Origin of the sequence: Streptomyces sp. NPDC045470 (genome assembly GCF_040646595.1) — a bacterium.
Classification (GTDB): Bacteria; Actinomycetota; Actinomycetes; order Streptomycetales; family Streptomycetaceae; genus Streptomyces.
This window is the reverse complement of the sequence record NZ_JBEZAN010000020.1, coordinates 32,916-58,337: the sequence shown is the minus strand read 5'-3', so window position 1 is coordinate 58,337 and position 25,422 is coordinate 32,916. Positions and strand designations below refer to the sequence as shown.

The following is a 25,422-nucleotide window of genomic DNA, read 5'->3' as shown; positions in this document are numbered from 1 at the left end:
TGAAACCGCGCGAACTGATGGCGACCCTGGATACTTTCACGGGCCGGCAGCACGCTGGCGCTGTACACCGACGGTTTGGTCGAGACCCCGCACAGCGACATCGACACCCGCATCACCGCCCTGACGGCGGCGCTTGGGCGAGCCCGCTCGCAAGCCGGCGACCTGGAGAGGGCTGCCGACCACGTCGTGCAGGCCATGCTGCCCGATGTCACCGCGGCCGACGCCGCTGACGATGTGACCCTGCTCCTGATCGCCTTCCCGGCAGCCCCGCCGAGCACTACGAGCGCCGGTTGCTGAAGCTGCCTTCGCCCCGGCGCCCCCAGGGCGTGGCCACCGTACCTGCGCGCCAGGCAACTGGGCGGATTGACCGACACCGCCGTATCACTTCATCAAGGCTTCGCAAGCCCGCCTATTGACAGCTATCCTGCTTCGGCTCAGATGGCGGGTGGCCACGGCGGCCGACGGCGCCGGGTTCCGCGGTTTCCGGGCCGGGGCAGGCGGCCGGTGCCGGGTTCGCTGCGCCCTGTATGCGGGCCGGCCGCGCCCCCTGACTTTGACAGCGGGGCACACGGCCGGCGTGTGTGGTGTGGCGGTCTGCTGTGAGGTCAGTTGCCGGAGGCGTACAGGGAGATGAAGGGGGCGATGCGGGGCGCGATTGACTGGTTGTCGCCGACGCCGCGGCTGACGTCGGTCCAGTTGCGGTAGGTCCGGTGGTCGACGGTCACCGGACGGGTGGTTTCGCCTCGCAGGCTCTCGTGGACGGCTCTGGACAGAGACGACCACGCGTTCTCCAGGCCTACGCCGAAGTTGCCGAGGTTCTGCACGGTGCCGTCCGACTGGGGGTCCCGTCCGTTGAGGATGACGGTGTCGATGCGTCGCTGGATCCAGCCGAAGCGGGCTGCTTCCGAGGTGGCGCCGATGACCGCGGCGATGTCTCCACGGTAGCGTCGCGTGTCCCCGTCGCGCACATGCCGCAGGCTCTGCATGGCGTTGGCGAAGCGTTCTGAGGTGTAGCGGAAGTTGCCGCGGTCCTCGCCGGGGTCCAAGTCGCGGTAGCGCCCGGTGTAGCCGAGGTTGTTGAAGAGCGGGAGCGGCCCTCCGTAGTGGGCCTGCAGTTCTCGCGCTAGGGACGAGGGGGTGTCGCTGAACCGCCAGTGGACCCCGTCGACGGCGAACCCGAGCAGGTAGAGGTTGCTCGCGCTGAAGTACAGCGCGATGTCCGAACGGAAGTTGTCCCAGATCCGCATCTCGATGATGTTGCTGTTCAGCTCTCGCGGAGACTGGGCCATTCCCGCATCCGCGTAAGTGAGCGGGTGGCTTGCGAGCTCCCGGAGCTGATCCACCATGTACCGGTAGCGGCGGGCGTTGGCGCTCGTCTCTGGAGTGACCTGGCCGGGGGTCTGGTACCGGAGGTAGTTCGACATGTTGAAGTCCATGACGGTCCAGCGCTGGGTGGTCTCGGCGTATGCGGGCTTCGCATTGCCGGTCAGCAGGCTGCACGCGGCGAACAGGGCAAGGCAGAGAATGCCGAGCCGCCGGCCGAAACGCCATGGTGCGGATATCGGATGCATCGAAGGTTCTCCTGAAACGTTCTGGTCGAGGTGGCTGGCCGGCGAGGGTGCGGCCGCAGTTCCGGGGCCCGGCGACCGCAAGACATCAGGCGGCCCGAGGCCGCCGAAGACCAGGACGGACGAGCCACGGCCCACAGCGGGTGTCCCTCACTCTGCCGCGCCGACCTAACGGTTATCTAACGTCGGCCCCCCGCCCTGCCCCATCGAAAACCGCCCACCCCGCACCAGCGTTGCACCAACCCGCCAACCGCCAGAGACAGTCAATGATCAGCGGATACGACACAGGTTCGAACAGGGCAGCCATGCTTTCGCCGCGTACCGCCAACGCGAGGGCACCTCTGAGGAGCCCGCCGGTCGTACCCGCAGACCAAGCAGCAGCGCAGCCGAGCCGACGACCCCGGGCCCGAGGAACGGGCAGAGCCGACGGGCCTGCTGGGAGATCCCGCCCCTGAAAACGGCGATCCTGAGCTGGGCCTCGGGTACGCGTGGGCCCAGGCGCGCGCCGAGGCTGCCTTCACAACCGGCCACAACCAACGGGGCCCCGCAGAGACTTTTCACCGCAGCGTGCCTGCACGGGCTACGCGCCGGACTCAGCGACGACATCGACTCTCTTGACCGCCACCTCCCGCCCCACATCGCGGCGATGGCCCGCAAGGCGGCGCCCGTCCCGCGTCACGTCGACGCGCCAGCGGGTGCGCTTCTCCGGCGGCGGAGGGGCGAGGACGGTGTAGTCCTCGCCCTCGATGGGCTGCACGATCGGGTGCGGAGCGCTGAGCTCGACAACGCTCGGGCATCGCTGCTTGCTGATGCGCGGCGGGGTCGTACGCCCGGTCCGCACAGCGGTGGTGCGCAGCTTCTCCCGCACCACCGCGCCGGTGAGGACCGCCCGGTCGTAGCGCAGCGGGACGCTGGGAATCTCCCGCTCCCCCGGCCCCGGACCGGTAGTCGGCACGAAGCGTGCGCACCGGGGCCGGCCGGCGACTGCGGGTCCTGGTCGGACACGACGGTGGGTGGGCACCGGGCGGGGTCGAGGTCGGACAGGCCCCACCGGGCGGTGTGGAGCCGGTAGCCGGGCTCTTCGCCACGCGGCGTCTTCGGCTCGCTGATGTCCAGACAGTGGGTGCCGATCGCGGCGCTCACGATCTGGTCGTCCAGGCCGGGGCCGCGGTGGCGGCCACGGAGTACGTGAAGTGAACGAAGCCAGCCGTCGGGCTGGGTGGGGGCAGCAGGCGGCCGTGCGCGTCGTAGGTGTAGTCGTAACACTGCCGTTGGTGTCGATCCAGGCGGTCATGCGGTGCGCGTCGTCGTACTCGAAGACCGTCGCGGTGCCGCTGGTGCCGGTCACCGAGGTGAGGTTGCCGTCCTGGGGCATGGCCCGCCTGCACAGCCTGGCCCGATGGGGCCTTGCCCGAGGACGGCCGCTCGGACGGTCAGTGGAGCGCGGTGCACCCGACCCGTTGGAGCACCGTGTGGCCGCTCTGGACGACCGGGACGTCGTTGAGGACCTCGCCGTACAGTTCGGTCCATGAGTGGAAGGCGAACCGGGCTCCGATCGACGACCGTTGCCGGGCGATGATGGTCTCGGCCGGCAGTCCGAGCACTGACAGGTGGACAGCCAGCGCGAATGACCTGGCCAGACACAGTGCGTTGGGCTCGGTCAGCCGTACCACGAGCTGACAGCGGGCCAGTTCCCGGCGGGCGAGGCGGACGGCCGTGGCCTCCGGCAGGCCGCGGTGGGCGCCCGTGGCCGGCCGCAGATCGCGTAGACGGGTCTGCGCCACGCCCCAGCCGTGCCGCCTCAGGCCCCGTAGAGCCCGCGCGGTGTGCACGGCGGCGGCCAGGTGCGCCGATGGGGGCGTGCGAGGCACGGGCCCGGCCGCATCCTCGCCCCACAGCAGGAAGGCCCAGTCCGCGGTCGCCCGGTCAGCAGCCGTCCGGTTCGTGGTCGTCCGGATCCCGCTCGCCCAGCCCGTCACGGCGACACACCACTCGGCACGATGAGGCGGCTCTCGGCGAGCTGGGCGGCGAGCGAGGTGATGCCCTCGCGCAGTTCGCTGTCGCCGGCGTCGATGCGTGTCGCGAGGTCGCGGACGGCTTCGTCGTAGGTCTCGCAGCGTATGGCCGCTTCCAGGATGAGGGTCGCGGTGGGGTTCAGCTCGAAATAGACGCCTTCGGTGGTGTCCAGGAGGACGCCCGTACCGTCGGCAGGGTCGAATACGGTCTGTTCGGCGAGGCGGATCAGCGGCATCGTAGATCTCCTGTCGCAGGGGCCGGAACCATGGCGGTCGTTGCGTGGACATGGGCCCCGAGGCGTGCGTCCGGTGTTCATGTCCCGGGCACCGGGGCGGTCTTGTGCGCCAGGTCATGCAAGAAGAGTTCGACCATGGCCGTACACAGCAGGTTCTCGGCGTTGCGGCGCAGGGCGCGCGGGTCGGCGAGGACGGTGGCCAGGCGGTGCGGGTCGACGATGCCCAGGGCGGTCAGCCGGGTGTCGGTCCCGCCCAGGATGTCCGCGATGGCGTCCGGGTGGCGCAGGCACCACGTCTCGTCCGGTGAGCCGAGCCAGTCCCGCCCGTAGTGCCGCCACACGCAGGAGGGCACCCCGCGGCGCGCGGCGGCGAGACGCAGTACGGGTTTGTCGATGGTGCGCCCGCCGTACGGGATGACCCGGTAGGCGTTGGGCAGCCGGGCCGACAGCCGGCGCAGGTCGCGCCCGCCCCAGGGCTTGGCGCAGTGGATGTCGTACGGCCGCCAGACCGTGAGGTTCAGTGTGTGCTCCTGCGCGGCCGAGTCCGGCTCGTACCGCTCGGGGCCGGCGTCGGGGGCGGGGACCAGGAAGTCGCTGGCACGCTCGGTTTCAGCGGTTGCTTCGGGGTCTTCGTAGAGCGAGCGTCCGGGGCGGAGGCTGCGGATGATCCGGCTCAGTTCCCATCGGGAGCTGAGCAGGCCGTTGGCCATGGCGAACCGCTCGCGCCACAGCACGTCGGCGACGGCGACGTCATACAGGCCGTAGCGCAGCGGGCCGAAGACGATGTCTCCGTCCAGGCCGGTGAGCAGCGTACGGACCCCGTCCTGGGCAATCCGGCGGGCCGTCAGGTCCAGGCGGCGGAACCAGACGTGGTTGAAGGGCAGCGGGAAGTCGTGACGGTCGGGGAAGTAGGGCTCGTCCTCACCGGGCGGGTCCACCGTCACCAGAGGAACCGACAGCGCGCGGCACACCTCGCGCGCCCGCGGCGATTCGTCGGCGAGCGGGTCGGTGCTGCGCATGTGGTATGCGGTGACATCGGCCCCGTGGTCGGCGAGCGCGGCGAGCACGGTCGCGGAATCGACGCCGCCCGAGAGCAGGACCCCGGTACGGCCGGCGGACGCGTACCGGCGGGTTTCCTCCCGAAGCAGTTCGTAGCCGACTTCGGCGTAGGTGCGCAGTGAGGTGCGGCGCGGGATCGGCAGTTCCGTTATCTCGTCGTACGTCTCGGTATGTGTGGACCAGCCGTCCGCCACGACGAGCCGGCCGGGAGACAGCCGCTCCAGGCCGGGGAAGACGAAGACGTCCTCGCCCCGGCACGCGCGCCAGAGGGTTTCGTGGTCGAAGCGCGGCGGGCCGTCGACCAGGTCGCGCGGGTCACTCGACCAGCGTGTCCAGCCGTCGGACGCGCGGAAGAAGAGCTGATCGGCGCTGCACACCCCTCGGAAGAGGACAATGCGCCGAGGCGTGACGATTGCGCCGGCGACATCCGGCCCCAGTTGGCGTAGGGCGGCGTACGCGCCGCGGTCCACGTCGCGGATCAGGCTCTGCACCCGTTCCGGTGGTAGTTCGCGCGGGGGCGGTCCGGCGAGGGAAAGGGAGGCATGGGAGAACGGCTGGAGGGTGCCGCTTGCGGGAGTGGCCGTTCCCTCCGGGAGCCACTGACGCACGTAGCTGCCGGGCGGACGGTGGCTGCGGCGGGCGCCGAACGGTACGTACGCGTGGTCCACGACGGTCGCACCGGCGGCCACTCGTCCGGAACAGCCGGGAAACTCCGTCAGGTACTGGACGGCCATCGCTCTCCCCGCTCCCCGGGTTGGTCCCCGGCACGGGGCGGAACCGTCCGGCTCCGCCCGTACTGAGAGTCGGTCAGAACAGGTTGCCGTGGCCAACCACGTCGGGGGTTCCCCGCCGCAGCTGCCCGGTCAGCTTCTCGACTCGCCCGATGCGGACGACCTTCGGAGGCGTGTAGCGCAGGCGCATCATCGTCACCTTCCTTCTGCTGTCAGGTCGGCGCCGCGCAGAACTTACGCGACATATAGGGTATTTTTCCCTCTATTTCCAGCGTGAGGGGTGCAGCGTGCCACGTCAAAAGGAAGCAGACAGATGAGCCGGACGGCGAGCCGGGTGGGCTGGTCAGCGGGGCCGCGCGGCCGGGCGCCGCACGTCGGTCGTGCACCGGGAGCGGGACGGTGACCGGCGCCGGAGACGATGCCGGTCACACCGATCGCAATGATCACACCGACGACGGTGATCACGCGGGCCGCACCGGCGAAGTCGGCCATGCTGACCACACCGCCCGGTACGCGATCTGCGTCCACGGCCTGACCAAGCACTATCCCGGCACGGAGGCGGTCCGCGGAGTCGACCTTCATGTGCACCCCGGGGAGACGTTCGCCTTTCTCGGCCCCAACGGCGCCGGCAAGACCACCACCATCGCGATGCTCTGCGCCCTGGCCCGCCCCACCTCGGGGCAGGCCCGGGTGGCCGGGGCCGATGTCCGTACCCAGCCGCAGCAGGTACGGCGCGGTGTCGGCCTGCTGTTCCAGCACAGCGCCGTCGACCCCGACCTCAGCGTCGAACGCAACCTCCTCCTCCACGCGCGCCTGTACGGCCTCTCCCGCAGCCGCTCCCGCGCGCGCAGTGCCACACTCCTGGAACTGACCGGGCTGACCGAGCGGCGCCGGGACCGTGTACGCACCCTCTCCGGCGGGCTACGCCGCCGCTTGGAGATCGCCCGCGCCCTGCTCCACGAGCCCGGCGTGCTCTTCCTCGACGAGCCCACCGTCGGCCTCGACCCGCGCGCCCGCGTCCAGGTCTGGGACCACCTGGCGCGGCTCCGCGCCGAGCACCGCACCACCCTGTTCGTCACCACCCACTACCTGGACGAGGCCGAGCACTGCGACCGCATCGCCATCCTCGACCACGGCCGCGTCGTCGCCCACGGCACCCCGGCGGCCCTGAAGGCCGCGATCGGCGACGACCAGGTACGCGTGCGCACCGGCGACGATGCCGCGGCGGCCACCGCCCTGCGTCACGACCTCTCCCTGCGCCCGGCCACCGGACCGGACGGCTTGACGGTCGCCGTGGCGGCGGGAGCGCAGCAGGTGCCCCGGGTGTGCGCCGCCCTGGCCGCGCGCGGCATCTCCGTGCATGCCATCACCCTCTCGGAACCCACCCTGGACGACGTCTTCTTCCACCACACGGGCCGCCGCATCACCCACCCCGGCCCGCCACCAGGCCACGTCGACACGGCTCCCGGTCACGGTGGCGCCTCGCCTGATCACGAGGAGGGGAGACAGCGGTGACGGCCCCCGCGGATCGCCCCGCACCACCGCGGCAGCCGGCCCCGGCGCCACCCGCCACCGACACTCCGGGCCCTCTCGTACGGGAACTGCGCGCCGTCCACGCGCTCGTCCTGCGCGACCTGCTGCGCATGTTCGCCCAGCCCGCGCAGACCACCCTGATGCTGGTCCAGCCCCTGCTGTTCCTGCTGCTCCTCGGCGGCGGCCTGGCCGCCCTGGTGCCCGCTACGGCCGTCGGCGGCGACTACCGCGCCTACCTCTTCCCCGGCCTACTGGTGATGACCGTGCAGACTCCCGCGGTGACCGTCGGCATGCGCCTGATCACCGACCGCGAGAGCGGCTACCTGCGCGAGACACTGATGGCGCCCGTACGCCGCTCCACCCTGCTGTACGGCAGCTGCCTCGGCGGTACCACGGAGGCCACCGTCCAGGGCGCGGTCCTGCTCGCCACCGCAGGCATCGTCGGGCTGCCCTACGAACCCGTGCTGCTCCTGTCGCTGCTGGCCACAATGGCGTTGACCTCGTTCGTCCTCACGATCCTGGCGGCGGCGCTGGCCATCGGCATCCGTACGGTCGAGTCCTTCCACATCCTGCTCAGCCTCGCCCTGATGCCGCTGCTCTTCCTGTCCGGAGCCTTCTTCCCGCTGACCGCTCTGCCCGGCTGGCTCGCCCAGCTGGCCGCCGTCAACCCTTTGGCCTACGCCGTCGACGTCCTGCGCCGCAGCATCGCACACCACGTCCCCGGCTCCACTGCCGCCACCGGGGTGCTCTGGGACGACTGGCAGCCCCCGGCCGCACTTGAAATCGTGGTCCTGGTCCTGCTGGGCGCGGGCGTGCTGCTGTGGGCCGCCCGCCGTTTCGGCCGACTGGAATGAGGCGCGGGAGAACTTTCCCGAAGAGCAGGACCCCCACCCCGAACCCGTTGGAAGAACCTTCTTTCTCATACGAGTTCCAAGTCGGGGCCGCTTTCGTATGGCACCGCACTCGCCAGCACGGCGAATCCAGTGAGGGCAAACGCGGGCGGGGGCAGTCACACCCCCGTCCACACGTCTTCCACGCCATACCTCGTTCAGGCGGCCGCAGGTCTCGCACGACCGAGGCGTGAACCAGGCTGGTCATCGAGCCTGGGGCATCGGCGTGGTCGTGGTCGTTGGCGCGAGCGTACGAGTGTGCGGCCAACGGTCGGTGGCGCTCTCCCCCGCGGTGTGGCGGGACCGGCGAATTTCCGCGCAGCCGCCCCGAAGCCTCGCCGGCATCTTCGCCAACTGCCCTGAGCTGGCCGCCGCCGAACAGCTCATCCGCTCCTTCGCTGAAATCCTCACCAGCCGCTCCGGCCAGCATCGCAAGGACCGGGTCATCGCAGCCCACATCCGACTCCGCCTCGCCCGGCCGCTGGCCGCGGACCTCCGCCGCCCCTGGGGGAAGCCGGCCGGGCCCGGCCGGCTTCCCCGAGAGCGCTGTCCCGACACCGGTGGCTGACACATCCCAGGGGTGGGTGCTCAACGACGCGACGAGGGTGGATTCGGCCGGCTCCCAGTGGCGTACCGCGCCTGCGGCACCCTCGATGAAGCTGAAAGAGCCACCCGCCGCTGGACCGGTGCCACCGGCTCGGCAAGAACCTGTTGTCCAGTGTCCAGTAGCTGGTGACATACAAACGGATGCTGAACAATGCGGGGCTCGGGGAGGTGGGGCGATGCCTCGCGCAGAGCGACCCCTTGATCCTGGGGACAGCCCGCTGCTGCGGTTCGCCGCAGATCTGCGGCGGCTGCGGGCTCAGGCCGGTGGTCCTACGTACCGGGTGCTGGCGGAGCGTGCGCACTACTCGGCCGCGGCCCTCTCCGGAGCCGCTGCGGGGCGGCAACTGCCCAGCCTGGCGGTGGCGGTGGCGTATGTGCGCGCCTGCGGAGGTGACGTCCAGCAGTGGGAGCGGCGCTGGCGGGAGGTGGCGGCCGAGCTCGCCGCCGAGGCCGCAGTGCGGGAGACAGCCGGCGCGAAGGACGCAGAGCGTGCGCCGTACGCGGGGCTGGCAGCCTTCCGGGCGCAGGACGCCGACTGGTTCTTCGGCCGCGAGCGGCTGGTCGAAGAGCTGGCCACACGCCTGCAAGGACAGCGCTTCGTGACCCTTTTCGGTGCCTCGGGAGCGGGCAAATCCTCACTGCTACGGGCCGGCCTCGTGCCTTGCCTGCGTGCCCGGAACGCGCAATTGCTCCCCCTGCTCTTCACGCCCGGGAGCCACCCGCTGGAGGAGTGCGCGATTCACCTGGCGCCGCACGTCGGCCGCTCCCCCGGCTGGCTCCGCAGCGACCTCTCGGCCGACCACGCGGAGCTGAACCGGGTGCTGCGCCAGATTGCCGTCCTGGCTTCGGACGAGGCAGAGGTCGTCGTGGTGGTGGACCAGTTCGAGGAAGTCTTCACCGTATGCGGCAGTGAGCGGGAGCGTGCTGCCTTCATCGCCGCGCTGGTCACCGCGGCGCACGCCCCGAACAGCCGCTGCCGGGTGGTGCTGGGCGTGCGCGCCGACTTCTACCCGCACTGCACCCAGCACGCACAGCTGGTGGAGGCATTGTGCGACGCGCAGGTCACGCTGGGCCCGATGACCAGTTGCGAGCTGCACCGGGCCATCGTCCAGCCGGCCGCCCGCGCCGGATGCCGGGTGGAGGGGGCGCTGCTGGCGGCGCTGACCGCGCAGGTCCACGGGCAGGTGGGTATGCTGCCGCTGCTCTCTCACGCTCTGCTGGAGACCTGGCGGCGCAGGCAGGGCACCACGCTGACGCTGGCCGGCTTCCAGGCGGCCGGTGGGCTCGACGGTGCGCTGGCCCAGAGCGCGGAAGCCCTCTACACCACCCTCACCGGCCGCCAACAGCGCCTGGCCCGGCCTCTGTTCTTGCGGCTGACCGCCCTGGGCGAGGGCACCGAGGACACCAAACGCCGCATCCCGCGCAGTGAACTCGACGAAACCGCGGACCTCACGACCGTCTTGGACCATGCGGCCTGCGCCCGGCTGCTCACCTTGGACCGTGGCCATGTGGAGATCACCCACGAGGCGCTGATCCGCAGCTGGCCGCGGTTGCGCCGGTGGCTGGCCGAAGACCGCGACCGGCTGCGCCTGCACCGCCAGCTCACCGAGGCCGCCCAGGAATGGGAGGCGCTCGGCCGTGATTCCGGCGCCCTGTACCGGGGCACCCGCCTCGCCCTGGCCAAGAGCCTCCTCAAACACGACGAGACCGCCCTGACCGTGCGTGAGCGGGCGTTCTTGGACGCCGGCCTGGCTGCCGAGGCAGCGGAGAGCGCCGCGGCCCGCCGCCGCGCCCGCCGACTGCGCCGACTGGTCGCGCTGCTCGTCGTGTTCGTGGTGTTGTCCGCCGCGGGCGCGCTCTACACGGTGGGGGCCGAACGCCGGGCGACCGAAGAACGTAACAGTGCGCTGGCCCGCAAGGCGGTGGCGCAGGCCGCCGCGCTTCAGGTGAGGGATCCGGCCTTGGCGGCGCAGCTACGGCTCGCCGCCCACCGGCTGGCCCCGCAGGACGAGACGCGCGACAGTGTGCTCGGCACGTCCTCCCAGCCGTACACGACGCGGCTGACCGGGCACCACCGCGGCACCACCCACGCAGCCTTCAGCCCCGACGGCACCGTGGTCGCGACCACCAGCATGGACCGGACCATCAAGCTGTGGGACGTCAAGAACCGGCACCGGCCCCGGCAACTGTCGACCCTGAAGGGGCATACCGCCACCGTCCAGGCTGCCGCCTTCCGCGCGGACGGCCGCGTACTGGCCACCGTTGGCTGGGATCGGACGATTCGTCTGTGGGATGTCACCGATCCGCGACAGCCCCGTCATCTGTCCGTGGTCACGGGTCACTCAGCGGACATCAGCGCTCTGGCCTTCCACCCCACGGGCTCGTTGCTGGCCACAGGAGGCCAGGATGGTACGGCCCGGCTCTGGGACGTGGCCGATCCCCGCAGGCCCCGCGCGCTGGCCGTCCTGAGAAAGCATCGCGACAACGTCAGCTCCGTGGCCTTCAGCCCCGACGGCACGACGCTGGCGACCGCCGACTACGACGCCACGACCCACCTGTGGGACGTCACCCACCCCGCTCGTCACCGCCACCTCACCACGTTGACCTCGGCGGGCTATGCGACGGCCTTCAGCCCCGACGGCACGACGCTGGCCACCGCCGGGACCGGCCGGACCATCCAACTGTGGGATGTCACCACCGCCTCCAGGCCCCGTTCGCGTACCGCATCGCTCGCCGGCCACACCGACGTCATCAACGCTCTCACATTCAGCCCCGACGGCGATATGGTGGCCAGTGCCGGTACCGACGACACCGTACGGATCTGGCTCACTGCCGGACCGGGCGGCCCCCCGACGCTGCTGACCGTCCTCGCCGGTCACACCGACATGGTCTCCTCGGCCGCGTTCAGCCCGGACGGCACCACGCTGGCCACCGCCAGTGACGACTACAGCGTCCGCCTGGAAGACCTGCGCGCCCTGACTGCACGCCACACCGGCATCGTCTACAGCGTGGCCTTCAGCCCCGACGGGCGGATACTGGCCACCGGGAGTGCCGACCGCACGGTCCGGCTCTGGAACGTCACCGATCCCGCCGCGCCCACCCGCCTGGCCACCCTGACCGGCCAGGGCGAGGCCGTCCATACGGTGGCCTTCAGCCCCGACGGCCGAATGCTCGCCACAGGCGGCGCGGCGCACACCATCCAACTGTGGGACGTCAGCAACCCTCACCGCCCCGAGCGCATCACTACTCTCCCCGGTCCCACCGGTACTCCTGGCGGCCCCGGATCCGGTGTCATGTCGGTCGCCTTCCACCCCCGCGGCCGCCTCCTGGCCGGTGCCGGCACGGACCAGACCATCCGCCTGTGGGACCTCAGCCGTCCGGCACGCCCCCGCCGCCTGGCCGCCATTCCCAGCCGTACCGGTTCCCTCGTGTCCGTGAGCTTCCACCCCAGCGGCACGGTCCTGGCCGCCAGCGGTGTCGATCCCACCATCCGACTGTGGAACATCGCCGACCCCCGGAACCCTGAAAGGCTGCGCAGCGTCACCGGCCACACCGACATCACCGGTCTGACCTTCGTCTCCCATGGCGACCTCATGGTGAGCTACAGCGCGGACCGCACTGTCAGACTGCGTGCCGTGACACCGGCCGGGTCGGCCCGTGAGCTGTCGGTGCTGCGCGCGCACACCGCCACCCTCCAGGACGCGGCCTTCAGCCCCGACGGCACCCGCCTTGCCAGCGCGGGCAACGACCAGATCGTCCGCTTATGGGATACCGCCGATCCACGGCACCCCGTAGAGACGGCGCGGCTCACCGGGCACACCGCCAAGATCTACTCAGTGGCCTTCCAGCCCCGCGGGACCGCCCTCGCCTCCACGGACGCAGACGGCTCCGTGAAGCTGTGGGACACCGACCTGGACCGCGTCACCGCCCGCATCTGCCGCACCGTCCATCCAGCCATCACCCGTGCCCAATGGGACCAGTACTTCCCCGGGGTCGCCTACACACCACCCTGCACGGAACCATCCACCAGTCACCGGGACCGGGGCTGAGCCACGTCCCCACCTTTCGCCACCCGCCCGGCCCATTGTTCGGTGTGTGTTTGTTCAACGCGCCGCCATGACCCTGAACAACGAGCCTCCGGTATACCCGGCACACATGAAGCGCCCATCGGCGGCCGCGCAGGCAAGAACTGATCGGAGACGCGGCAGCCGACGGTGCGCCATTCCTTCGGCCGGGTGGCCGTACGGCCCGGCTACCGGGAGGAAGCCGGGCCGGCGGGAGCCCGGCCGATGGGGAATGTGTCGTTCTTCCACACGGGAAAGGACTGTCCTTCCATGCGTGCTCTCAGACGCACCGCGGCCGTCGTCGCGGCCGTGATGCTCCCCGGGGTGGCACTGACCGCTACGGCGAACGCCGCCGAGACGGCGCCCGTCTCTTCCAGCACGTCCACCGCCCCCACAGCCGTTTCGCCGGCAACACCACCGACGCCACACCCGGGCCCTCGGACGCCGGGCCCCCGGTCCGCGATGCCCCGGCCCAAGATGACCGCCGAGGACTGCCTGACCGTCCTTGATCCGGTCAAGCCAGGACAGCGCTTCTCCCGCGTTGTCTCGCGCACCTGCGGACAGCGCGCCGAGAAGCCGCTGGCCGAGGCCAAGCAGGCCCGGACTCTGCTGCTGAAGGTCTATGAGCACGAGCAACTGCGCGGCAACTGGGAGGTCTACAGCAGCAGTGACGGCTCCTGCGACGCCAGCGGGTACGGCATCAGGGACCTGGGCCACACCGCGAGCACCACAACGACTTCCTTCGTCATGTACAACAACTGCACACAGGTCACGGCCTACCAGGCCACCGACTTCCGCGGCCTGTCCGAGGACTACTACGGCGACCGGGTCGTGAACGTCGGGCTGAAGATGAACGACAGAATCTCCTCTGTCCGGCTGAAGAACGCGCCGCGCAGACTACCGCCAGGCGAGACCGTCGCGGTGGCCATGGGCGACAGCTACATCTCCGGCGAGGGCGGCCGCTGGAACGGCAACTCACCCACCGGGGACCTGACCCGTAACGGATCCGACCGGGCGGCCACCTGCACCATACTGTCCTGCGACTACGACCCGGCCAGGATCTACGGCGGCACCACCGCCGACGGCGGCAACGGATGCCACCGCTCGGACACCGCCGAGATCGAAGGCAGAAGCTCCGGTCTCCCGGTCACCACACGCGTCAACCTGGCGTGTTCGGGCGCCGAGACCACCCACGTGCGCAACACCACCTTCAAAGGGGAACCACCCCAGGTCGACCAGCTCGCCAAAATCGCCGCCCAGGCACAGGTGAAGTACATCGTGTTGTCCATCGGCGGCAACGACCTGGATTTCACCGGTATCATCACGGACTGCGTACGGCGCTACGCGATCGGCCTGGGCCCTTGTAACGATCTGCACCAGCCCAACGTCGACCGCAAACTTGCCGACGTACGCGCCGGCATCGCCGCAACCATCGCCGACATTCGCACCGCGATGGGGGCCCAGAGCGGCTACCGCATCATCTTGCAGTCCTACCCCTCACCCCTGCCGCGCGGCAGCGAGTCCCGTTTCCCCGACCGCCCCGACTCGAACCGGCGCGGCTGTCCGTTCTACGGCGCCGACGAGGACTGGGCCCGCGACCGGCTGATCCCGCAGATCTCCGAGAATCTGCGGCAGGTCGCCCGGGAGAACAACGTGGAATTCCTCGACCTGCGCAATGCCCTCGAGCGCCGGGAGGTGTGCGGACGGGACACCCGTCAGGCCGACGAGCAGAACCCTGGCGACACTGTCAGCGAATGGGCCCGCGACATCTCCTTCTTCCAGGGCCACATTCAGGAAGACGCGCACCCCAACGCCTACGGTCAGACCGCGCTCGGCAACTGCCTGCAGAAAATGGCCGTCCTGTCGCCCGGTTTCTACGGATGCGACAACGGCGGTCCGGGTACGTCCGCAACCGCGATGACCGTACGGCCGATCCCACCGCAGGCGAGGGCCCGCACGTAAGGCCCCTGGGCACATCGCGCTCCCTGCGCCCGGGCCCGGGCGGCGTCCGCCGGTACGCCGCCCGGGCCCACCAGTCCCGCCGTTGATTGCCCCGGACGTCAGTGGGCCCCGGCGACGCCTGCCGGGGCCCACTGACGCGATCTGCCCTCTGAACCGCAGGCAGCCGCTCAGCACGTTGTCATCCCGCGGAACCTGCTACGTGCCGCTGCCATCGGTGCTTACTTGCAGTAGGTGACCCCGGTGACACTCGTTGGCTCCGGAGGATAGGAACCCGCGGGGAAATACCACCCCTCGGTGTGGCCGGGCGCGATATACTGGCAAATCCGGACGTAGGTGTAGGTGTTCCCCTTGCCGTTCGAGAAGACCGGGGTTTCGCTCAGGCCGTGGTTGTCCGCCCAGCAGTTGTTCCAGTAGATCCAAGCCGGGGCACCCGTACCTCCCGGCTGGTCGACCGACAGACCGCAAGGCCGTTTCTCCGCTTTCACCTCGGCCGCGGTGAGCGCTCGGGGCTGTGGCGCGGTCTTCTCCGCATCACCACTGGCCTGGCCTGCTGCGGGCACCGCGACGGCAACGACCAATGCGGCAGCTGCCGCGACCCCGGTCTTGACGAATCTCATGAAGCCCTCCCCAACATTGCCGGAGAAGCGGCGCACCGTTTCCCGTTGCACGCCGCCCCGATCGGTTCCCAGCCGCATCGCCGCAACGAGGCGGCCTGTTGGTGTCCGGTATAGCTGCGACTCGTTGTTCAGTGTCAGGACACCGCACTGAACAAACACACGCCGAACAATCGGCTGAGTCTCCATTTAGTCCTGGGCAAGCTGGGAAACACCACATATCGGCTGTCGTCGCTGCCCGGGACGTGCCGACCGCGTCTGATCAAGAACAACACCCTGCTCCATGCCGATCAGCCGATTGCTTGCCGTGCCCACTTGGACGGCTTCCGGAAGCCGAATGCTCCAGCCAGCCAGAATCGGGGCGCTTCACCCCCGATCCGGGCCAGGAGACAGACTCGTGCTATTCCACCGTTTTCCCGTCGACGATCAGTTCCGGGAAGGGCAGCGCGTCCAGAAACCTGCCTCGCACGTGGTGGCCGAGCGTGGCGAGGCTGCTGGCCGCCGCGCCCGTCATCACGGCCGCGGTGCTGCGGGCACACTCGGCTGTCAGGGTCTTGTCGTAGATGGCATTGCATCTGCCGAGGTCCGCGCTAAGGGCCCACTGGAGCATGCCCCGTCCTTCCTCAGGGACAGCACGACGCCGCTGCGGTCATGCAGGCCAGCCGCATCGAACTCGAGGACGCGGACGTGTCCGGACAGGCTGTCCCACACCGCTACCTCCAGCACGTGGTGCGGGTGCCCGTCGAAGCGTCGAAACGCCAGCGTGCCCGGTCTCGTAGGTGACGAGCCTGACCGGGCCGGCCGCGATGTGCTGTGCGGCCGCGGCCCGTTGGACGATCTCGTCGTCGACGACTTGACGAGCACCCAGCTTTCCCGAGGTGCGGAAACTCTGCCTAGAAGATCACTGAAGATGTCGGAGAGTCTGGTCCCGGCTCAGAAGGGCCAGGACCAGACTGCGGGTATGCAGGGGGCCGAGACTCCTCGTCGGGTGGGGCCTGATGTGCGGGCAGTGTGCCGGGAGTTGATGCCGCAGCAGAGTGCGTCCGCGTGCCTGGCCGAGCACCGGGAGGCGCAGTTCTCCGCGGGGACGTTCGCGGACGGGCCTTACCCCTTGATCTTGGACACGCGAGACACTGGATCCTGAGGATCTGAGAACGGACATCTCGTGGTCATGAAGAACGATCCGCCGCAGTTCAAGGCGGACGCGGTCGCGCTGTACCAGTCGCGGCCCGAGGCGACGATCAGGCAGGTCGCCGCCGACTGGGGGATCAACCCCGAAACCTTGCGGAACTGGGTCCGGGTGGCCGGAGCGAGCCGGTCCCGGGGGCGCCGGGCGGAGGTGCTGACCGAGCCGCCGACGCCGTTGGAGGCGGAGAACGCCGTTCTGCGCAAGAAGGTCCGTGAACTGGAAGAAGAGCGCGAGATCCTGCGGAAGGCGGCGAAGTATTTCGCCGGGGAGACGCACTGGTGAACCGCTTCCAGTTCGTTGCCGGCCACCACCGCCGCTACGGCGTGAAGCGGCTGTGCACCATCCTGGGCATCGCCCGCTCCAGCTTCTGCTACTGGCGTCGCACGGCCGCGGACCGGGCCGCACGGCCCGTATCCGGCCGACGCCCGCCTCGCCGCCCGGATACGGGCCGTGCACCGCGAGTCTGACGGCACCTACGGCGTCCCCAGGATCACTGCCGAACTCCGCGAGGCGGGCGAGCGGGTCAACCACAAGCGGATCGCGCGGGTGATGCGCAGCATCGGTCTGGCAGGTGTGCGCTTGCGCCGCAGGCACCGCACCACTGTCGCGCATCCGGCCGCGGCGAAGGCCCCGGACCTCGTCGGCCGTGACTTCACGGCACGCGAGCCAAACACGAAGTACGTCGGTGACATCACCTATCTCCCGCTGGACGGCGGGACGTTCCTGTATTCGGCCACCGTCATCGATCTCGCCTCACGCCGCATGACCGGCTGGGCGATCGCGGACCACATGCGCACCGACCTGGTCACCGACGCCCTGACCGCCGCCGAACAAACCCGCGGCAGCCTCGCCGGGGCGGTCCCGCACACCGACCACGGGGCCCAGTACACCAGCCGGGCCTTCGCCGATGCCTGCCGCCAGGCCGGCGTCCGCCAGTCCATGAGCGCGATCGGCTCCAGCGCGGACAACGCGCTCGCCGAGTCCTTCAACGCGACGTTCAAACGCGAGACGCTTCAGGGCCGAAAGCACTGGTCCAGCGAACACGAGGCTCGCCTCGACGCGTTCCGCTGGCTCAATCGCTACAACACCCGACGCCGTCACTCCCGCCTCGGACAACGCAGTCCCATCGCCTACAGGACAGCACGCGACATAACATCAACTACTCTGGCCCAAGCCGCATAGCCCGTGTCCAAGATTCCGGGGCAAGGCCCGTTCAAGCGGCCGGGGCTTCTCGGGCGTGCGGCGGGCCCTGCTCCGGCCGGCCGGAACGGGCCGGACCGGGGCAGGTCGGACCGGAGCAGGTCAGAACAGGAGGTCGTAGATGTTCCAGCCGCCATCGACCGGGATGGCCTTGTTGGGAACGATCCCACCCTGGTAGCGCATTCCCTCGTAGACCGACAGGTTGCCGTCGAGGTCGCGGGCAGTCAGATCGGGCAGCTGGTCGCCGTCCAGGTCCCGGATGCCGACGAAGTCGGCGTAGATGTTCCAGCCGCCGCCCACGCGGGCCCGGCTCTCGAAGGGCCGGGAAGGGTCGCTGGAGCCGGTGGCCTGGTACTTCCAGAGCACGCCGTCCGTGTCGCGGGCCAGGAGGCCGTTGCCGAAGGTGGTCAGGTGGTCGTAGACCTGCCAGCCGCCGCCCACCCGCACCGGCGGCGCGAACGGGGCGGAGGGCTTGCCCGTACCGGCGTAGAAGTAGAGGCCGCCGTCGGTGTCGCGGGCCACCAGGTCGTTCTTGCCGTCGTTGTTGGCGTCGCCCGCACCCGTGATGCTGATGTACCGGTCCCACCCGTATCCGATGGCCTGCCGAGACTTGAACGGCGCGGACGGATCGCCGCTGCCCTCGTAGAAGTACAGCTTCCCGCTCCGGTCGACGGCCGCGACGTCCCCCGTACCGTCGGCCGACGTCCCCCCGAGCGAGGTGATCTGCACATACTCGTCCCAGCCCCCACCGATTCTCGCCCGCGGCCGGAACGGCGGAACGGTCCACCCCGTGCCCTCGTACTGCCACAGCACACCGTCGTGGTCACGGGCGTACATCGCCGTACGCTCCGAGGCGGGCCGGGGCTGCGCCGACGCGGCGGCCGGGCCGGCGGCGGCGAGCGGCAGGGCGAGCGAGGCCGCGACGGCGGCGGCGATCAGAGCCGGACGGAAACGACGGCGGATGCGCTGCATACGTAACATCAAGTCCCCTTTGTACACGTGCCGTTACGCCCCCCATGTCCGGAAGACGGACGGCATCGACCGTTTTCCAGGACCATACCGACGAGTGACCGTTATCTGAGCAGGACGTGAAGATCGGTGACCGAATGGTCATATTGCGGGGCGTACGGCGGGCCGCGAGGGGCACGCGTACAGGCGCCCGAGGGGGCACCTCCAGCGGAAGGAGTCGTCGTGTCGTTTCTGTGGGCCGTCATCGCGGGCCTCGTCGTCGGGCTGCTGGCCAAGCTGGTCCTGCCCGGGCGGCAGCCCGTTCCGCTGTGGCTGACGATCATCCTGGGCATGATCGGCGCCGTTGCCGGCAACGCGCTCGCCACCGCCTTCGGCGTGCGCGACACCGGCGGTATCGACTGGATCCGCCATATCTTCCAGATCGGCATCGCGGCCGTCCTGCTCGCCGTCATCACCCCGCTGTGGGCCAAACGGCACACCTGACACGCCGTACGGGCCGGCTCCGCCGGGCACCGGCGGGAGGTGCCGACTCGCAGCTCAGCGGCTCGTCGTCAACCGGCGCTACAAGGAAAGGAACGTCGCCATGCTCCGGGCGGCCGGATTCAGACCAGATTCCGGCCGATGATCTCGATGAAACCGTCGAGGACGGGGACGACGTCGTACAGGGCCTTGCCATCGACCCATGATGCTGTTCTCGGTTTTCCGGTCATGGACGAGACCTTCTCAAGGACTACGGGGGCACACGAACCCACCGGTTACGCCGACTGACCTGCGCGCTTAACCTTCGACAGGCCAAGCGCTGCCCGCCGCTCGCCGAAGATCACTCAACGAAACCGGTGCGAAGGAACGGTACGTAGGGCCTCTCGCGATACCGCTTGAGCGACTCTCAGCGCAGGCCGGGCGTTCTGAGTCTGAGTACGAGAACTCATGTGCGCCCGGACGTCGGCTGGCAAGCTCCACGGTATGCACAGCGGCAGAAGGGCACTGACGGCCCTGCACCTCTTCCTGGTCTGGGCGCTGACGGCGGCCGTGGTGCCGACGCTCGGCTACGGGCTGGTGCTGTCGAACTGGGGTGGAGGGGCCGGTGCGGCGGTGCCGGTCTTCGCGTTGGGTGTGCCGCTGACAGTGGGCCTGCTGGCCACGGCGGGCCTGCCGGCGCGGACCGTGGTGCCGCTGTGCGGCTCCGCGTCACAGCGGCTGGGCTGGGCGGTCCTGGTCTTCGTCCTCGGCACGCTCGGTGTCCTGGGCGGTCTGGCCGCCTACTTCGGGGAGGTCGAGCTGGGCAGCGCCGGTATCCGCATCGCGCTGACGGGGGTCCCGTACGCCGTGGCCGCGGCGTTGTTCGTGCCGGGCCGCTGGGTGCGGCTGGGGGCGCTGACCGTACTGGCGTCCGCGGCAGCCTACGGGGGCTACATCGGCCCGGCGCAGGCCCAGCAGCGCCAGCACGAGGCGGAGGTCGCGCGGTACCGAGAAAAGCCGGAGCTGCTGTACCTGGGCGCTGCCCCGCCGGGTATGCAGGTCTCCCGTGCCGAGGTCGGCCCGGCCTCCTTCAGCGTCGAGTACCTTCCCGTCCGGGCGGGGTACGAGGTCGGGTACGTGGGCCTGACCGTGAGTCCGCCGCTTACGCCGGCACTCCGCTGTCCCGAGCCCGCGGACACACGCATGACCTGCGCGGTCGACGCGCACGGCGAGATGCGCATCGTCCGCGGCCTCACCGGCGGCTCCCGCGAAGTCACCCTCGTCCGCCGCCTTGGAAACGCGGAGGCCCAGGTCACCAGCCAGACCCTCGACGAACCCGGGCTGCGCGATCTCCTGCGCACCCTGCGCCCATTGTCGGACACAGAACTGGAGAAGCTGATGCGGGAAAAGAAGATCAACTACAGGAACTGAGCCATGCGCTCCCGGGCCTCGGTGCCGAACGCCTGGTGTGGTGCGGCCGGGCGTGACACGTCGAGCACAACAGAACGCATGACCGATTTTGAAGGGCTTGAGCGGGACCCGCCATGGCGGCGGGCCTTGTACGTCTTCGACCAGGGCGCCTGGACGTGCGACCGGCCACAGCCCGCCCCGTCGAGGACCTCGTGGTCCGCTCGTCATGCTCTTCTGTAAGGCCACTTCCCCGGAAGCAGAGGGCGCCCGCACCCGGCCAGACCTGTTGGCCCGCTCCGTCGGCGCGCCTGCCGGCATCCGTAGCCGCACCAACCGCCGCCACCGCGAGAAGTAGGACACCGATCATGAATGAGCCACGCCAGTACGACGTCGGCTGGACCGACGAGAACCACCCGAAGATCGTGATCGCGCAGCCCGGCCACGACGCCATGACCCAGGCCGAGGCGCAGCAGGCCGTCGGCCTTACCTACCGGGTCGCGGCGCTCGGCGAGGTGTCCTCGGTTCCGGTGCTGCGGACCGTGTGGCTGGAGGAGCACAACCGCAAGGCGGACGCATGAGCGGTGGCGCGTACACCGCTCCCGCGGCGCTGGCCGCCGCCCTGGAACGAGGGGCCGCCCAGACACAGGCAGCAGTGAACACCGTGATGCGGCACCGTACCCAGGCGCTGGTCGAGCAGGTGCAGCACAACACCTCCGGCCGCCCGGGACCACGCGTGATCACCGGCAAATTAGGGGCACACAGTCCGACTCCTACCGCCCCCGCGGCCTCACTCCAGCGGAGCCACATCCGACGGGTTTCAGGATCCGGCCCCAGGCCCCACCCGCCGACCATCGACGATGGCGTTCATAGACGGTCTTCCACTTCCCGTACCGCAGGGGCAGATCCCGCCAGGGATCGCCTGTGCGCTCTCGGAGATAACTGCCATTCAGCACACGACGATGGTCATTCCACCGCCCGCCCCGGCCACCGTTGGCAGGCAGGTGCGGCGAGAGCCGAGCCCTCTCCTCGTTCGTCAGATCGCCACGTCCCACACTGCCCAAACGATCAAGGGAGGCGCTTCAAGATCGAATGACGATTCACCGGACGCGGCCTAGTCGAGGCTTTGGTGGGCCAGGACGTACTGGGCGGTGTGCAGGAGGGGCTGGTTGTGGCGGAAGGAGTGGGCGCGCAGGCGGGCGAGGGCGTCGTCGGGGGTGAGGCCGTACTTGGCGGCGAGGATTCCGGCGGCGATGTGGACGGTGGGCGGGTAGCCCTGGGGGCCGGGCCGGGGCGGACGGTTTCGCGGGGTGAGCAGGTGGGGGTGCTCGTCCAGGGCCAGGAGGGCGATGATGCGGGCGTAGGCGCCGGCCCGGGCTTGGTGTTGCGGGGTGAAGGGGGCGGGGGTGCAGCGGTAGAGATCCAGGGCACCGATGGCCCGGCTGCCGAAGGTCAGGGGCAGGGCCAGGACGCTGCGGGCGCCTTGTTCGCAGGCGGTGGGGGCGTAGGCGGGCCAGCGGGGGTGTGCGTGCCGCAGGTCGGTGACGTCGACGGGTTCGCGGTGGGTGTAGGCGTCGATGCACGGGCCTTCGCCGGTGACGAGCTGGGCGTCTTCGACCAGGCGGGCGCGTGCGTCGGTGGCGCCGGCCAGCAGGCGCAGCTCTGCGGCGGTGATCAGGGTGGTGCCGGCGAAGTCGGCGTCCAGGTCGTCGGCGCAGGCCCGGCAGGCGGTGGTGAGGGTGAAGCCGCCGGTGGCGACGGCGTTGCTCAGGTGCTGCCAGGCTGCGGTGTGATGGTCGTGGTCCATGGGGTGTCCCTACAACGGGGTGGGTGCCGGGCCGCAGAGCGGGAGGGACACGTCCTTCCGCCGGGGTCTGGGGCGGATGCCGGGCCGGGTGGTGGGTCAGGGGCGCCGGATGGTGCTGGTGTCGAGGGTGCCGTCGATGAGCTGCTGGCACATCCTGGTCAGGGGCAGTTGGTGGGCGCGGGCGTGGCGGCGCAGGGCGTCGAAGGCGTCGTCGAGGGTGGTGTGCCAGCGTTCGGAGAGGACGCCCTTGGCCTGTTCGATGACGATGCGGCTGGAGAGGGCGGCGCGCAGCTGGGCCCGTTCGACGTTGCCGTACATGATGCTGCGGTGCTGGAGGATGGCGATGGTCGCCACGTCCGCGAGGGCCTGGGCGACCCGGGCGTCGGTGGCGCTGAGGTCCTGTTCGCGGGTGTGGAAGAGGTTCAGGGCGCCGACGGTCTGCTGGCGCAGGCGCATGGGCAGGGCGTGGGTGGTGGTGTAGCCGGCCTGGCGGGCGCGGGCGGCGAAGCGCGGGAACGCGGCGGTCTGCACGGGGGAGGTGAGGTCGACGTTCAGGCGGGGGGTGCCGCTGCGGTGGCATTCCACGCAGGGGCCTTGGTCGGTCTGCAGGGCGAACAGTTCCAGCAGTCGGGTGTGCTCGTCGGAGGCGGCGATCACCTGGAGCCTGCCGTCGGGGTCGGCGAGCATGACGCCCACGGCCGTCACGTCCAGGAGCTGGTTGCAGCGGTCGCACAGCTGGTGCAGGAAGTCGATCAGGTCGAAGTCGTCGACGAGGGTGTCGACGGCTTCGACCATGGCCGCCAGCAGGTGTTCCTCACGTGTCATGGCCCGTCAGTCCCTTCGCCGGCAGCGGTGGCCGGCCCGTTTCCATCTTCTCGAAAGCTCAGCCGCCTGGCCACCACGTCCCCGGCGACCTCGGTCACCGGGCGTCCGTGGCGGAAGGCGTGGGCACGCAGCCGCAGCAGCGCCTGCGCCACGGGCACGCCGGCCTGCACGCTGACCATGCCGCTGGCCTGGTGGACGACGGCGTGGTAGAGGTCCGATCCGCCTTCCGCGGCGGCGAAGGCATCGTGCTGCGGACCGCTTTTGACCAAAAGGGCGGTCAGGGCGTTGGCCACCAGCCATGCGTCGGTCATCGTGGCGTCCGCCAGCGGGCCCGGCGCCGCGCGCTGCAGGGTCAGGGTGCCCAGGCACGCGGAACCGACGAGCAGCGGGAAGCAGAAGAGAGCGCCGATCCCCAGGGCCGCGGCCTCGGGCAGCAGCGCGGGCCACCGGCCGGGCGGGACCCGCGCCAGGTCGGGCACCAGCACCGGCGCGCAGCACGCGCCCACCTCCGGGCCCGGCCCCTGCCCCAGGGTGAACTGCAGCTCCTCCAGCCGCGCACTGGCGCCCTCGCAGCACCACAGCACCTCGCTCAGGCCGTGGTCTGCCAGCACGGAGACGGCGACGCCGTCCGCGTCCAGCGCCCGGGCGCACACCTGCGGATCAATGCCGGCCAAGCCCGCCCGCGGGGGGCCCAGGCGCTCCAGTACAACAGCCACGTCACGGTCGGCACCCACCCGTCCCACCTCCAGCAAGCCACATCCGCAAAACGGTCCCGCGGCGCAGGAACGCACTTCGCCAGCCGACAGTCTAGGGACACTCCCGCCTCGGTCTCCGGTCTTCGCCTACCCGAAAGGAGGTACCCGACGCCGCGAACCGGCCCGGAAGCGCGAACCGCCGGAGAAAGGCGGCCCCGGCCGCCGGTGAGCCAGGGTGGGCCGCCTGCCCGGGGCGTAGGCTGGAGGAGTGGCTGCCCGAAGGTGACGCCGCTCGCCCACCACTTCTGACATTGGCTTCCGGTCAGGGCAGCATCGGCGGTGAATGCCGGAGATCGGAACACACCCATGTGTGCCCACCCCACCGCACGCCCGCCCGCTTGTGCGCCGAGCCCGCGGTGAGCCGGTCCCGGGCGGAAGCCGTCGCCCTGGCCGCCCGCTACGCCGGCCAGCCCCACCCGGCCCGGCATCTCGGCGAAGCCTGCCGCACCGCCGTGCACGACGCCTACTCTGTGGGCCTGACCCTGGCGGCCGATGCGGCCTTGGCGCAACGGGCGTCCCTGTGCGCCGCCGGCCCGCTGGCCGACCACGGCGAGAGACTGCAGATCAACCTCGGTGAAGGCCCCTGCGTCCAGGCCCTGACCCAGGGCACCCCCGTGCTCGCCAATGATCTCGCCGACCCCCACACCACACGCCAGTGGCCCGTCTTCGCCCAGCAGGCCCAGGCCCACCACATCCGCGCCGCCTTCGCCCTGCCCGCCCTCCACGGCCCCGACCCCGCCCAGCAGTCCGGAGTGGCCCTGACCCTCTACCGCGACCAGCCCGGCCCGCTCTCCACGGCCGATCTGCACACCGCCCAGCTGCACACCGACGCCGCGGAACTCCTGCTCCTGGCCGCCCCCCAGCCTGCCGAGGACGACCTCACCTACGCCTGGTACCTGCCCGCCGACGCCGTCGTCCACCAGGCCACCGGCATCATCAGCTACCGCCACACCCTCACCACCGGCCAAGCTCTCGCCCTCCTGCGCGCCCACGCCCACACCACCGACACCGACCTCACCACCCTCGCCCACGCCATCGTCCACGAAAACCTGCACCTGCCCGACCCACCCGGCACCGGCCCCACCGACACCTGACAGCCCCCGACGACCTGAGCACAACGGATGTCGGTGCGCATCCTCTGAAGTGACGGTTGTGGTCAAGCAGTGAGGTTGTATTTCTGGCCGGTCAGGGCCGAGGCGGAGGCGTTGATGTTCACAGGCGGTATGGGTCACGGTGAGTTTTTCTGCGGTCCAGATCTCGGCCTCACGACTGCCGACCGGGTGGGTGGCGTGCGCGGCCGTCGAACCGTACTCGACGGCGATGACGAAGCCGAGCAGCACGTGAGGGTGGATGCCGCGGCGGGCGGCTTCGGTGTGGGCCAGATCTCGGGCTGGCGGCGTGTGCCGTCAACGAGCACGATCCAGTCCCGAGACGTTGCGGGCCTCGGGGAGAAGACTTCGGCAACAACCTGCTCCGGAGGACGGCTCACCGAAGCGACACACCATTTCCGCTCTGCTCTCGGGCGCCGGCCGG

22 protein-coding genes and 4 pseudogenes are annotated in these 25,422 nt (G+C 70.3%); 11 read left to right on the top strand and 15 right to left on the bottom strand.

The window, feature by feature from the left end; all coding sequences use genetic code 11:
* Positions 1–75: 75 nt before the first annotated feature.
* Complete coding sequence (locus AB0A97_RS35260; RefSeq protein WP_361158001.1) at positions 76–297, top strand: hypothetical protein; 222 nt, start codon at positions 76–78, stop codon at positions 295–297.
* 308 nt (positions 298–605) lie between these two features.
* On the opposite strand, the gene AB0A97_RS35255 is transcribed toward AB0A97_RS35260, so the two are convergent.
* From AB0A97_RS35255 to AB0A97_RS35225, 7 genes and pseudogenes are all read right to left on the bottom strand, one after another.
* Positions 606–1,571, bottom strand: a complete 966-nt coding sequence (locus tag AB0A97_RS35255) for a ribosome-inactivating family protein (RefSeq protein WP_361157998.1) — start codon at positions 1,569–1,571, stop codon at positions 606–608.
* Between the two features lie 577 nt (positions 1,572–2,148).
* Positions 2,149–2,523: a hypothetical protein gene (locus AB0A97_RS35250; RefSeq protein WP_361158239.1), complete on the bottom strand. Its 375-nt coding sequence runs from the start codon at positions 2,521–2,523 to the stop codon at positions 2,149–2,151.
* Between the two features lie 312 nt (positions 2,524–2,835).
* Positions 2,836–2,943, bottom strand: a pseudogene (locus AB0A97_RS35245) (RHS repeat domain-containing protein); the annotation flags it as partial.
* A 58-nt stretch (positions 2,944–3,001) separates the two neighbouring features.
* Entirely contained in the window at positions 3,002–3,439 is a 438-nt protein-coding gene (locus AB0A97_RS35240; protein ID WP_361157995.1) for a lasso peptide biosynthesis protein, read from the bottom strand.
* 104 nt (positions 3,440–3,543) lie between these two features.
* Positions 3,544–3,819 (bottom strand): PqqD family protein, encoded by a 276-nt coding sequence (locus AB0A97_RS35235; protein WP_361157993.1) that lies wholly within the window; start codon positions 3,817–3,819, stop codon positions 3,544–3,546.
* A gap of 77 nt (positions 3,820–3,896) precedes the next feature.
* Entirely contained in the window at positions 3,897–5,612 is a 1,716-nt protein-coding gene (locus tag AB0A97_RS35230) for an asparagine synthase C-terminal domain-containing protein (RefSeq protein ID WP_361157990.1), read from the bottom strand.
* 73 nt (positions 5,613–5,685) lie between these two features.
* The gene (locus AB0A97_RS35225; RefSeq protein ID WP_361157987.1) at positions 5,686–5,808 is read right to left on the bottom strand and encodes a lasso RiPP family leader peptide-containing protein; all 123 of its coding nucleotides are present in this window, start codon (positions 5,806–5,808) and stop codon (positions 5,686–5,688) included.
* 317 nt (positions 5,809–6,125) lie between these two features.
* On the opposite strand from AB0A97_RS35225, the gene AB0A97_RS35220 reads away from it, so the two are divergent.
* The 5 genes from AB0A97_RS35220 to AB0A97_RS35200 all read left to right on the top strand — a co-directional run bounded on the left by AB0A97_RS35220 (position 6,126) and on the right by AB0A97_RS35200 (position 14,664).
* On the top strand, positions 6,126–7,124 hold the full coding sequence (locus tag AB0A97_RS35220; RefSeq protein ID WP_361158218.1) for an ATP-binding cassette domain-containing protein: 999 nt from the start codon (positions 6,126–6,128) through the stop codon (positions 7,122–7,124).
* Between the two features lie 86 nt (positions 7,125–7,210).
* Complete coding sequence (locus tag AB0A97_RS35215; RefSeq protein WP_361158215.1) at positions 7,211–7,996, top strand: ABC transporter permease; 786 nt, start codon at positions 7,211–7,213, stop codon at positions 7,994–7,996.
* Positions 7,997–8,222: 226 nt separating this feature from the next.
* Complete coding sequence (locus AB0A97_RS35210; RefSeq protein WP_361158236.1) at positions 8,223–8,600, top strand: hypothetical protein; 378 nt, start codon at positions 8,223–8,225, stop codon at positions 8,598–8,600.
* A 214-nt stretch (positions 8,601–8,814) separates the two neighbouring features.
* Complete coding sequence (locus tag AB0A97_RS35205; RefSeq protein ID WP_361157984.1) at positions 8,815–12,687, top strand: hypothetical protein; 3,873 nt, start codon at positions 8,815–8,817, stop codon at positions 12,685–12,687.
* A gap of 477 nt (positions 12,688–13,164) precedes the next feature.
* On the top strand, positions 13,165–14,664 hold the full coding sequence (locus AB0A97_RS35200; RefSeq protein WP_361157982.1) for a GDSL-type esterase/lipase family protein: 1,500 nt from the start codon (positions 13,165–13,167) through the stop codon (positions 14,662–14,664).
* A gap of 218 nt (positions 14,665–14,882) precedes the next feature.
* On the opposite strand, the gene AB0A97_RS35195 is transcribed toward AB0A97_RS35200, so the two are convergent.
* Positions 14,883–15,467 (bottom strand): hypothetical protein, encoded by a 585-nt coding sequence (locus AB0A97_RS35195; protein WP_361157979.1) that lies wholly within the window; start codon positions 15,465–15,467, stop codon positions 14,883–14,885.
* A gap of 211 nt (positions 15,468–15,678) precedes the next feature.
* On the bottom strand, positions 15,679–15,888 hold the full coding sequence (locus AB0A97_RS35190) for a hypothetical protein (protein WP_361157977.1): 210 nt from the start codon (positions 15,886–15,888) through the stop codon (positions 15,679–15,681).
* 561 nt (positions 15,889–16,449) lie between these two features.
* Between AB0A97_RS35190 and AB0A97_RS35185 the strand changes: the two are divergent.
* Positions 16,450–17,649, top strand: a pseudogene (locus AB0A97_RS35185) (IS3 family transposase).
* Between the two features lie 120 nt (positions 17,650–17,769).
* Here AB0A97_RS35185 and AB0A97_RS35180 read toward each other — a convergent pair.
* A complete protein-coding gene (locus AB0A97_RS35180) occupies positions 17,770–18,648 on the bottom strand; it encodes a tachylectin-related carbohydrate-binding protein (protein WP_361157974.1) in 879 nt (292 codons plus the stop codon).
* A 210-nt stretch (positions 18,649–18,858) separates the two neighbouring features.
* Between AB0A97_RS35180 and AB0A97_RS35175 the strand changes: the two genes are divergently transcribed.
* The 3 genes from AB0A97_RS35175 (at position 18,859) to AB0A97_RS35165 (ending at position 21,083) form a co-directional block, all read left to right on the top strand.
* Positions 18,859–19,119, top strand: coding sequence for a GlsB/YeaQ/YmgE family stress response membrane protein (locus AB0A97_RS35175; RefSeq protein WP_361157971.1), 261 nt, complete (start codon positions 18,859–18,861; stop codon positions 19,117–19,119).
* Positions 19,120–19,599: 480 nt separating this feature from the next.
* Positions 19,600–20,526: a hypothetical protein gene (locus tag AB0A97_RS35170; RefSeq protein WP_361157968.1), complete on the top strand. Its 927-nt coding sequence runs from the start codon at positions 19,600–19,602 to the stop codon at positions 20,524–20,526.
* Between the two features lie 344 nt (positions 20,527–20,870).
* Positions 20,871–21,083, top strand: a complete 213-nt coding sequence (locus AB0A97_RS35165; RefSeq protein WP_361157966.1) for a hypothetical protein — start codon at positions 20,871–20,873, stop codon at positions 21,081–21,083.
* Positions 21,084–21,314: 231 nt separating this feature from the next.
* Here the strand turns inward: AB0A97_RS35165 and AB0A97_RS35160 are convergent.
* The 4 genes and pseudogenes from AB0A97_RS35160 to AB0A97_RS35145 all read right to left on the bottom strand — a co-directional run.
* Positions 21,315–21,557, bottom strand: a pseudogene (locus AB0A97_RS35160) (transposase); the annotation flags it as partial.
* Positions 21,558–21,616: 59 nt separating this feature from the next.
* Positions 21,617–22,309 (bottom strand): GAF and ANTAR domain-containing protein, encoded by a 693-nt coding sequence (locus tag AB0A97_RS35155; RefSeq protein WP_361157963.1) that lies wholly within the window; start codon positions 22,307–22,309, stop codon positions 21,617–21,619.
* Between the two features lie 96 nt (positions 22,310–22,405).
* Positions 22,406–23,134, bottom strand: a complete 729-nt coding sequence (locus AB0A97_RS35150; protein WP_361157960.1) for a GAF and ANTAR domain-containing protein — start codon at positions 23,132–23,134, stop codon at positions 22,406–22,408.
* Positions 23,131–23,868, bottom strand: coding sequence for a GAF and ANTAR domain-containing protein (locus AB0A97_RS35145; RefSeq protein WP_361157957.1), 738 nt, complete (start codon positions 23,866–23,868; stop codon positions 23,131–23,133). The genes AB0A97_RS35150 and AB0A97_RS35145 overlap by 4 nt, the downstream gene beginning before the upstream one ends.
* 359 nt (positions 23,869–24,227) lie before the next feature.
* On the opposite strand from AB0A97_RS35145, the gene AB0A97_RS35140 reads away from it, so the two are divergent.
* Positions 24,228–24,983 (top strand): GAF domain-containing protein, encoded by a 756-nt coding sequence (locus tag AB0A97_RS35140; RefSeq protein ID WP_361157955.1) that lies wholly within the window; start codon positions 24,228–24,230, stop codon positions 24,981–24,983.
* Between the two features lie 138 nt (positions 24,984–25,121).
* On the opposite strand, the pseudogene AB0A97_RS35135 reads toward AB0A97_RS35140, so the two are convergent.
* Positions 25,122–25,411, bottom strand: a pseudogene (locus AB0A97_RS35135) (ISKra4 family transposase); the annotation flags it as partial.
* Between the last annotated feature and the right edge of the window lie 11 nt (positions 25,412–25,422).

Coding starts and splice junctions, on each gene's coding strand:
- AB0A97_RS35180 (WP_361157974.1), bottom strand. CDS start 18,648: ATGTTACGTATGCAGCGCATCCGCCGTCGTTTCCGTCCGGCTCTGATC.
- AB0A97_RS35165 (WP_361157966.1), top strand. CDS start 20,871: ATGAATGAGCCACGCCAGTACGACGTCGGCTGGACCGACGAGAACCAC.
- AB0A97_RS35170 (WP_361157968.1), top strand. CDS start 19,600: ATGCACAGCGGCAGAAGGGCACTGACGGCCCTGCACCTCTTCCTGGTC.
- AB0A97_RS35200 (WP_361157982.1), top strand. CDS start 13,165: ATGCCCCGGCCCAAGATGACCGCCGAGGACTGCCTGACCGTCCTTGAT.
- AB0A97_RS35255 (WP_361157998.1), bottom strand. CDS start 1,571: ATGCATCCGATATCCGCACCATGGCGTTTCGGCCGGCGGCTCGGCATT.
- AB0A97_RS35150 (WP_361157960.1), bottom strand. CDS start 23,134: ATGACACGTGAGGAACACCTGCTGGCGGCCATGGTCGAAGCCGTCGAC.
- AB0A97_RS35190 (WP_361157977.1), bottom strand. CDS start 15,888: ATGCTCCAGTGGGCCCTTAGCGCGGACCTCGGCAGATGCAATGCCATC.
- AB0A97_RS35205 (WP_361157984.1), top strand. CDS start 8,815: ATGCCTCGCGCAGAGCGACCCCTTGATCCTGGGGACAGCCCGCTGCTG.
- AB0A97_RS35235 (WP_361157993.1), bottom strand. CDS start 3,819: ATGCCGCTGATCCGCCTCGCCGAACAGACCGTATTCGACCCTGCCGAC.
- AB0A97_RS35195 (WP_361157979.1), bottom strand. CDS start 15,467: ATGGAGACTCAGCCGATTGTTCGGCGTGTGTTTGTTCAGTGCGGTGTC.
- AB0A97_RS35155 (WP_361157963.1), bottom strand. CDS start 22,309: ATGGACCACGACCATCACACCGCAGCCTGGCAGCACCTGAGCAACGCC.
- AB0A97_RS35230 (WP_361157990.1), bottom strand. CDS start 5,612: ATGGCCGTCCAGTACCTGACGGAGTTTCCCGGCTGTTCCGGACGAGTG.